Genomic DNA, 7,729 nt, shown 5'->3' with positions numbered 1-7,729 from the left:
GGTGGACACCTGCGGCACCGTGCTGATGGCGTGCGTGAGCCCGGCCGCGGGCGGCGGGCTCGGGGTGGGCGGCGGTGACCATGGTCAGCGTCGCGGGCATGACGACCGCGCCGCCGAGGCCCTGCGCGGCGCGGGCGGCGACGAGGACCCAGGCCGCGGGCGCGAGTCCGCAGGCCAGGCTGGCCGCGCCGAAGACGCACAGGCCCGCCGCGAACGTCGCACGGGTGCCGTGGTCGGCGACCAGGCGGCCCGCGAGCAGCAGGGTCCCGGCGAAGGCCAGCGTGTAGGCGTTGACGACCCAGGCGAGGGCGCCGGGTGCGAAGCCGAGGTCGGCGCCGATGTCCGGCAGGGCCACGGAGACGATCGTCGCGTCCAGGATGATCATGAACACGCCGACGCAGGCCACGGCCAGGACGCGCGCGCCACCCGGGGGCGCGCCGGGAGGGATGTCGGGACGAGGGCCGGGGGGATGGGGTTCCGCGTTCATGGAAGGGGAGCCTAACCTAAATAGTGACCATTGGTCACTAAGTCCCGCGTTCGTCGCGGCACGCCGTAGAATCGCCGCCATGGCCGCCTCCACCTCGCAGGACGCCGGTGGTCCGGCGTCGCGGCCGGGGCGCGGGCGGCCCGCGCGGCTGAGCCGCGAGCGGATCGTCGCCGCGGCGCTGGAGTCGAACCTGGAGACGCTCACGGTCCGGGAGCTCGCGACGCGCCTCGGCGTCACGCACGGCGCGCTGTACCGGTGGATCGCCGACCGCGACGAGCTGATGGACATGGTCGGCGAGGTCCTCGTCGACCGGATCCTGCCCGCGGACGAGCCCCGCCCGGACGGCTGGGAGTCCTGGCTGCGGCGGCTCGCCTGGGCGATGCACGACGAGTTCCTCGCCGTCCCCGGCTACGCGACGCGCACCGCGAGGCCGCACCGGCACAGCCCGGCGGCGTTCGGGCGGCTCCGCGCCGGCGTCGTCCGGGCCTTCGCGTGCGCCGGCGCCTCGCCCGAGCTGGCGGAGCAGAGCTGGTACATCTTCGGCACGTCGCTGGTGAGCTGGCTCGCGGTGCGCGAGGGCGCGATGGAGCTCGGGGACGCCGATCCCCGCTTCGACCTGTTCCTGGACGCGCTGCTGCGCGGCCTGCCCGCCCGCGATCCGGCGGCGCCCCGGCCGTCCTGAGGACGGCCACCCGGCCGCCGAGGGGCGTGCGGCGGGGCGGCTCGGAGGCGGCGACCTGCGGTTTCTAAGATCGTCGTATGGGGTTGCTGCGCGGTGGCGGGGACGTGGGCCGGTCGTGAGCGACGCCATCCTGGACGCGCTGCGCGGGTCGATGTCGTCGCCGTGGATCTACGCGGCGCTGTTCGGGCTCGCGATGCTCGACGCGTTCGTCCCGGTCGTCCCGAGCGAGACGCTCGTCGTCACGGCGGGCGTGTTCGCGGCGCACGGGAGGCCGTTCCTCGTCCTGGTGATCGCGGCGGCGGCGGTGGGCGCGTTCTGCGGCGACCACGTGTCCTACGGCATCGGACGGCTGGCGGGCGACCGGCTGGAGCGGTGGCTGCGGCCCGGGACCCGGCGGCGGGCCGCCTACGACCAGGCGGGGCGGATCCTCGCGAAGCGCGGCGGGCTCGTGCTGATCATCGCCCGGTACATCCCCGGCGGACGGACGGCGGCCACGCTCGTCATGGGGGCGGTGGAGCATCCGCTGCGCTCCTTCTCCGCCTACGACGCCGTGGCCGCCGTCCTGTGGGCGTCCTACTCCGCGCTGATCGGGTACCTGGGCGGCGCGGCGTTCCAGGACGACCCGGTCAAGGGGCTGCTGCTCGGTTTCGGGGTCGCCGCCGCCCTCACGGTGGTCGTGGAGGGCGGCCGTCACCTGTGGCAGCGGTTCAGGTCCGGCGGCGGCCGCGGATGACGTAGTCCGCCACGACGGCGAGGACGACCGCGCCCGCGAGGGAGCTGACGAGGATGCCGAGCCAGGTGCCGTTCAGGACGACGTTGCCGACGGCGTTGACGGCGATGGCCGCGGCGAGCACGGTCCAGCGCAGGGTGTTCTGCATGGTCGTCACCTTTCAGGAGATCTTCGGGGACGCGTGGCGGCGCAGGATGGCCCGCGCCGGGACGAGGATGGCGGCGGCGCCGGAGCCGCCCACGGCGAGGAGCACCAGGCCCGAGGACGTGAGCGAGACCGAGGGCAGCGGGAGCCCGGTGACGGCGAACGCGAACGCCATGAGCGTCACGGCGGCGATGAGCCCGCCGGCCGCGATGCCGGTGCCGAGGACGATGACCGCTTCCAGGCGCAGCATCCGGAGCACCTGGCGGCGGGTCGCGCCGACCAGCCGGAGCAGTGTGAGCTCGCGGCGGCGCGCGGCGGTGGCGAGGGCCAGGGTGGTGACGAGGCCGATGACGATGAACCCGGCGATCGCGACCACGACCACGTAGTTGACGAAGCCCTGGAGCTTGAGCTGCTGGGACAGGGTCGCGTCGAGGGCTCCCCGGTCCACCGCCTGCACGCCTGCGTATCCGGTGAGGGCGGGACGGAGGTCGGCCTTGCCGCGAACGAGGACCTGGTCGTCGAGCTGTGTGCTGGAGTGCGCGAGCGCGAGGTCGTGCGGCAGTAGCACGTCGCCGAAACCCAGGCCCCGGTCGTAGACGGCGACGACGCGGAGGTCGGCGCGGGTGCCGTCGCCGAGCCACATCGGCGCGACGGAGCCGACCTTGAGCCCGGCGGCCACGTCCCGGCTGAGCGCCACGGACGGTCCGCGCAGGTCGGCGAGGCGGCCGGAGCGCACGCGCGGGTCGATGACCGCGCCGGCGTCCGCGCCGACGCCGCGGGCGGGCAGCGAGCGCAGGTTCTTCTCGCCCAGCTCCTTGACCGCCATGACGACGGTGGTGTTCTTGACCGGCGTCGCCGCCGCGATGCCGGGGACGCGGCGCGCGGCGTCCGCGGCGCCGGACGGGATCCCCGGCCCGGCGGACATCAGGACCTGGTCGGCGCGGATCCCGGCCGCCGCCTGCTGCGTCGTCGCGTGCGCGACGGTGGGCTGCGCGAACAGCTGCGTCCCGGCGAACGCGACGGCGAGGGCGACGGGCGTGATGACGGAGCCGGCGCGGACGGCGGCGGCCGCGCTGGCCTGCTGGGCCATCCGCCCGGCGACGGGCGCGACCGTCGCGGCGGCGCGGCCGAGGACCCGGTTGCCGAGGCCCGCGAGCAGCGGGCCCAGCAGCGCGGTCGCGACGATCAGGCACATGACCAGCCCGCCGATGGCGGCAGCCGCGGTCGGTCCCGAGGTCGCGGTGGACGCGCCGAGCGCGTTCAGCCCGAGGACGAGGAACACGATCCCGGTGACGCGGCGCCAGCGGGGCAGGCCCGCCTTCTCGTTCGCGGCCTCGCCGAGCGCCTCGACCGGACGGATCCGGGAGGCCCGCAGGCACGCGATCAGCGCGGTCAGGACGGCGGTGAGCAGCGTCGCGGCGAACGCGGCGAGCACGGGGAGCGGGCTCAGCGACAGCCCGAAACCGTCCGGCAGCACGCCCTTGCGGACCATGGCGCGGTGCATCCCGGCGCCGACGCCGAGCGACAGCACGCCGCCGAGCAGCGCGGCGGGCGCCCCGACGGCCAGCGTCTCGCGCATGATCTGCCACCGCACCTGCCAGGGGGTGGCGCCGACCGCGCGCAGCAGCGCGAACTCGCGGGCCCGCTCCCGGACCGACAGCGCGATCAGCCCGCCGACGACGACCAGCGCGGTCATGACGGCGACGCCGCCGAGCGAGGCGCCGATCTCCAGGATGTCCGGGCGGACGGCGGCCACGGACAGGTCCTCGGCGTCGCCGCGGGCCCGTCCGGTGGCGATGGTGAGGCCGGGCGCCGCCGCGCGGAGCGCCGTCTTCAGGGCGCCGTCGTCCACGGAACCGTCCGCGAGCACGGCGAGGGCGTCGGCCTGGCCGGGGTGGCCGTAGAGCGCGTTCGCCGTCGCGGTGGTGAAGAAGGCGGCGGCCGGTCCGGAGGCGACCAGCCCGGTCACCCGGTAGGGGCGCGGCTTTTCGCTGACCTGCATCTGGACGACCTGGCCGGGACGCACGCCCGCCGAGCCGCTCACCACGACCTCGTCCGCGGCCTGCGGTGCCCGTCCGGTGGACAGTTTGTAGGGGCGGAGGGCGGCCGAGTCCCAGCCGTGGCCGGTCATCGTCCGTCCCGTGGAGGTCAGGACGGGGAAGGACACGTCCGCGACCACCGCGCGGACGCCGTGAACGGTGCGGAGCCGCTGCGCCGCGGCGACCTGGACGCGGGACCGCTCCGTCAGCGGGCGGCTCTGCTTCTCCGGGTCGTCGCCGACCCGCCGCAGCCGGTCCGTGACGCTCTGCGGGCCGGTCACGACGGCGGTGGCCGCTCCGTACCGCTCGACCGGGGCGTGGGCCCGCCACGCCGACTCGACGAGCGTCCCGCACGCCCCGACGAGCGCGGCGGCGAACAGCAGCGCCGTGAACACCCCGGCGAACGCGCCCTTGTTGGCGCCGGACGGCCCGCTCACAGCGACTCCCACCGGTTCGCGATGGCGGCGGGGGACGGCGCGGCCAGCTCGTCGACGATCCGGCCCCGGCTGAGGAACAGGACCGAGTCGGCCCAGGCCGCCGCGGCCGGGTCGTGCGTCACGAGGACGAGCGTCTGGCCGGTCATGTCCACGACCTCCCGCAGCAGCGCCATGACCTCCCGGGCCGTGCGCGGGTCGAGGGCGCCGGTCGGCTCGTCCGCGAAGACGACGTCGGGCCGGGTCACCAGCGCGCGGGCCAGCGCCACGCGCTGCTGCTGCCCGCCCGACAGCTCCGCCGGACGGTGCCGGACGCGGTCCGCCAGCCCGACCCGGCGGACCACCTCGTCCAGCCAGGCCCGGTCGGGCTTCATGCCGCCGAGCTGGAGGGGAAGCAGGATGTTCTGCTCGACGTCCATCGACGGCACGAGGTTGAAGGACTGGAAGACGAACCCGATCCGCTCGCGCCGCAGGCGGGTCCGCTTGGCCTCGCTCAGCCGGCCGATGTCCACCCCGCCGATCCGGACGGTCCCCGAGCTCGGGCGGTCCAGCCCGGACGCGCAATGCAGGAACGTGCTCTTGCCCGACCCGGACGGCCCCATCACAGCGGTGAACCCGCCGCGCGGGAAAGTCCAGGTGATGCCGTCCAGGGCTCGCACGTCCCCATAGGTCTTGGTGACCGCCTCCATCGACACCGTCTGCGCGGACGTCTCGGCCAGCATCGTCGTCATCGTCTCCTCCGGTGAAATAGCTGCTCGCACGCCATGGAATCTAGGTTTCGGAGGGGCGGCGGCACATGGGCGCGCGCTCCCGAATCGGTGGTGTAGCGGGCTACACCACCGGCCGGGGTGCAGGCACGGATGCGCAGGTCGGAGCCCGTCCCCTACGGTGGCGACGAGGTGACCATGAACGTCGAAGCGACCCTTGACCGCACCCTGCGCCGGAGCGCCGGCGCGACCGTGCGGCTCGTCTCCGCGCTCCGCACGGCGGTGCCCGCGATGCTCGGCCTCGCGCCGCTCGCCGCGCTGCTGGTGCTAATCGTCCCCGCGCTGCCGTGGCTGCCGGAGGCGGTGAAGCCGCTGCGCGCGCTCGCCGACGCCGAGCGGCGCCGCGCCGGGGCGCTGCTCGGCCGCGAGATCCCCGCGCCGTACCGGCCGGGCGGCACCGGGCTCCGGCAGGGCCTGGCGCTCGTGCGGTCCCCCGTCTTCTGGCGGGACGCCGCCTGGATGGCCGCGCACGGGCTGACCGGCCTCACCGCGGCGGCGGTCGCGGTCGCGGTGTGGCCCGCGATCCCCTTCACGCTCTCGCTGCCGCTGTGGTGGTGGGCGGCGCCCGAGGGCTCGCAGTCGGCGTTCATCACCCTGGACAGCTGGCCCAAGGCGCTGACGATGCCGTTCCTCCAGGGCGCCCTCGACCTGTTCATCCTCGTGTGGCTGGTGCCGCGGCTCGCGCGCTGGCAGGCCCGGCTCGCCGAGGTGCTGCTGCGGCCGACGCGCCGCACGAGCCTCGCCGAGCGCGTCGAGGAGCTCGCCGAGACCCGCGCCGGGGCCCTGGAGGCGCACGGCGCCGAGCTCCGCCGGATCGAGCGGGACCTGCACGACGGCACCCAGGCGCAGCTCGTCGCCGCCGCGCTGCGCCTCGGGCTCGCCGACCGCCGCTTCGACACCGACCCCGCCGCCGCCCGCGCCCTGTTCCTGGACGCCCGGGAGGGCGTGGAGGAGGCCCTCGCCCAGCTCCGGACGGTGATCCGCGGGATCTACCCGCCGATCCTGTCCGACCGGGGGCTCGCCGGAGCGCTGACCGCGCTCGCCGCCGGGCAGCCGATCCCCATCGAGATCAGCGTCGACGCGGGCCGGGCCCCCGCGGCGGTCGAGGCCGCCGCCTACTTCGTCGTCGCCGAGGCCCTGACCAACATCGCCAAGCACAGCGGCGCCGGACACGGATCCGTCACCGTCCGCCGCGAAGGTCCCCTGCTGCGGATCACCGTGCGGGATGATGGGAAGGGCGGAGCGGACGACGGGCGCGGCAGCGGCCTCGCGGGCATCCGCCGGCGGGTGGCCGCGCTGGACGGCTCCACCCGCATCGACAGTCCCGCCGGCGCCGGGACGGTGCTGGAGGTCGACCTGCCGTGCGGATCGTGATCGCCGAGGACAACGTCCTGCTGCGCGAGGGCCTCGTGCTGCTGCTGACGAGCGACGGGCACGAGGTCGTCGCCGTCGCCGGCAGCGGCCCGGAGATCCTGCCGGCCCTGCTGGAGCACCGCCCGGACGCCGCCGTCCTCGACGTCCGGCTGCCGCCCGGGTTCCGCGACGAGGGGCTGCGCGCCGCGATCGAGGCCCGCAAGGCGCTGCCGGGCCTGCCGCTGCTGGTGCTGTCGCAGTACGTGGAGGAGACCTACGCCGCCGAGCTGCTCGCCGGCGGCGCCGAGGGCATCGGCTACCTGCTCAAGGACCGGGTCAGCCGGGTGGACGAGTTCCTCGACGCGCTGCGGCGGGTCGCCGAGGGCGGCACCGCCCTGGACCCCGAGGTCGTGTCCCAGCTCATGACGTCCCGCCACGACCCCCTCCAGGCGCTCACCGCCCGCGAACGCGAGGTGCTCGGCCTGATGGCGCAGGGCCTCGACAACACCACGATCGCCGCCACGCTCGTCATCACCGAGCGCTCGGTCAGCAAGCACATCGGCGCGGTCTTCGCGAAGCTCGGCCTGCCGCCGAGCGACAGCGGCCACCGCCGCGTCCTCGCCGTCCTCGCCTACCTCAACTCCTGACCCGGCCCGGCGGCCTCCGGAACAGCGGCGTGCGGCCGGAATGGGACGTGATTCGTCCGTATACACCTAGTTCGTTGTGATGGGTGGCGGTAGAGGGCTTTGTAACTAGGATGCTCCCCGTGAACGAAGATCAGGCCGGCACGGACGGGCGGCCCGCCGCCGTCTCGGAGGCGGACGACGCCCGGGCGGCGCTGCCGCCGAAGCCCGCCGCCCCGATCGACGAGGACGGCCCGCCGCCCCCCGGAACCGGCCCGATCGCCAGCACGCCCCCCGGCGCGGCCCCCGGCACCGTGCCGGCCCCGATCGCGGGCGTATCGAGCCCGGTCGCAGGCGCGCCGGGCACGGGTGCAGGCGTCCCGAGTGCCGTCGCGACCGGCCGGGACACCGCCGCCGACGCCTGGCTCAGGTGCTTCCACCCCGTCCCCGGGGCCGCGCTGCGGCTGGTG

8 protein-coding genes and 1 pseudogene are annotated in these 7,729 nt (G+C 75.6%); 5 read left to right on the top strand and 4 right to left on the bottom strand.

Annotation, left to right across the window (positions count from 1 at the left end; all coding sequences use genetic code 11):
- On the bottom strand, positions 1 to 487 hold a 487-nt coding region (locus E1300_RS45520; protein ID WP_207400354.1), incomplete at its 3' end, for an MFS transporter.
- Positions 488 to 566: 79 nt separating this feature from the next.
- Here E1300_RS45520 and E1300_RS45515 point away from each other — a divergent pair.
- Together E1300_RS45515 and E1300_RS45510 are read left to right on the top strand one after the other, a co-directional pair.
- A complete protein-coding gene (locus E1300_RS45515; protein WP_131763486.1) occupies positions 567 to 1,169 on the top strand; it encodes a TetR/AcrR family transcriptional regulator in 603 nt (200 codons plus the stop codon).
- A 115-nt stretch (positions 1,170 to 1,284) separates the two neighbouring features.
- Positions 1,285 to 1,902, top strand: a complete 618-nt coding sequence (locus E1300_RS45510) for a DedA family protein (protein ID WP_131763485.1) — start codon at positions 1,285 to 1,287, stop codon at positions 1,900 to 1,902.
- On the opposite strand, the gene E1300_RS50910 is transcribed toward E1300_RS45510, so the two are convergent.
- Genes E1300_RS50910 through E1300_RS45500 form a run of 3 tightly spaced genes read right to left on the bottom strand, consistent with a single transcriptional unit; the run spans position 1,877 to position 5,247 of the window.
- Positions 1,877 to 2,047 (bottom strand): hypothetical protein, encoded by a 171-nt coding sequence (locus tag E1300_RS50910; protein WP_165503294.1) that lies wholly within the window; start codon positions 2,045 to 2,047, stop codon positions 1,877 to 1,879. The two genes, E1300_RS45510 and E1300_RS50910, sit on opposite strands and share 26 nt — an antisense overlap.
- A gap of 12 nt (positions 2,048 to 2,059) precedes the next feature.
- Positions 2,060 to 4,519, bottom strand: a complete 2,460-nt coding sequence (locus tag E1300_RS45505; RefSeq protein WP_131763484.1) for an ABC transporter permease — start codon at positions 4,517 to 4,519, stop codon at positions 2,060 to 2,062.
- Complete coding sequence (locus tag E1300_RS45500; RefSeq protein WP_165503293.1) at positions 4,516 to 5,247, bottom strand: ABC transporter ATP-binding protein; 732 nt, start codon at positions 5,245 to 5,247, stop codon at positions 4,516 to 4,518. Before E1300_RS45500 ends, E1300_RS45505 begins: the two co-directional genes overlap by 4 nt.
- Positions 5,248 to 5,421: 174 nt before the next feature.
- Between E1300_RS45500 and E1300_RS45495 the strand changes: the two genes are divergently transcribed.
- The 3 genes and pseudogenes from E1300_RS45495 to E1300_RS45485 form a co-directional block, all read left to right on the top strand.
- The gene (locus E1300_RS45495; protein ID WP_131763483.1) at positions 5,422 to 6,657 is read left to right on the top strand and encodes a sensor histidine kinase; all 1,236 of its coding nucleotides are present in this window, start codon (positions 5,422 to 5,424) and stop codon (positions 6,655 to 6,657) included.
- Positions 6,645 to 7,283: a LuxR C-terminal-related transcriptional regulator gene (locus E1300_RS45490; protein WP_131763482.1), complete on the top strand. Its 639-nt coding sequence runs from the start codon at positions 6,645 to 6,647 to the stop codon at positions 7,281 to 7,283. Before E1300_RS45495 ends, E1300_RS45490 begins: the two co-directional genes overlap by 13 nt.
- Before the next feature lie 119 nt (positions 7,284 to 7,402).
- Positions 7,403 to 7,729, top strand: a pseudogene (locus tag E1300_RS45485) (hypothetical protein); the annotation flags it as partial.

Origin of the sequence: Actinomadura fibrosa (genome assembly GCF_900659615.1) — a bacterium.
Classification (GTDB): domain Bacteria; phylum Actinomycetota; class Actinomycetes; order Streptosporangiales; family Streptosporangiaceae; genus Spirillospora; species Spirillospora fibrosa.
The sequence above is the reverse complement of the archived record's forward strand: the minus strand, read 5'-3'. Positions and strand labels throughout refer to the sequence as shown.

Coding starts and splice junctions, on each gene's coding strand:
- E1300_RS45515 (WP_131763486.1), top strand. CDS start 567: ATGGCCGCCTCCACCTCGCAGGACGCCGGTGGTCCGGCGTCGCGGCCG.
- E1300_RS50910 (WP_165503294.1), bottom strand. CDS start 2,047: ATGCAGAACACCCTGCGCTGGACCGTGCTCGCCGCGGCCATCGCCGTC.
- E1300_RS45500 (WP_165503293.1), bottom strand. CDS start 5,247: ATGACGACGATGCTGGCCGAGACGTCCGCGCAGACGGTGTCGATGGAG.
- E1300_RS45495 (WP_131763483.1), top strand. CDS start 5,422: ATGAACGTCGAAGCGACCCTTGACCGCACCCTGCGCCGGAGCGCCGGC.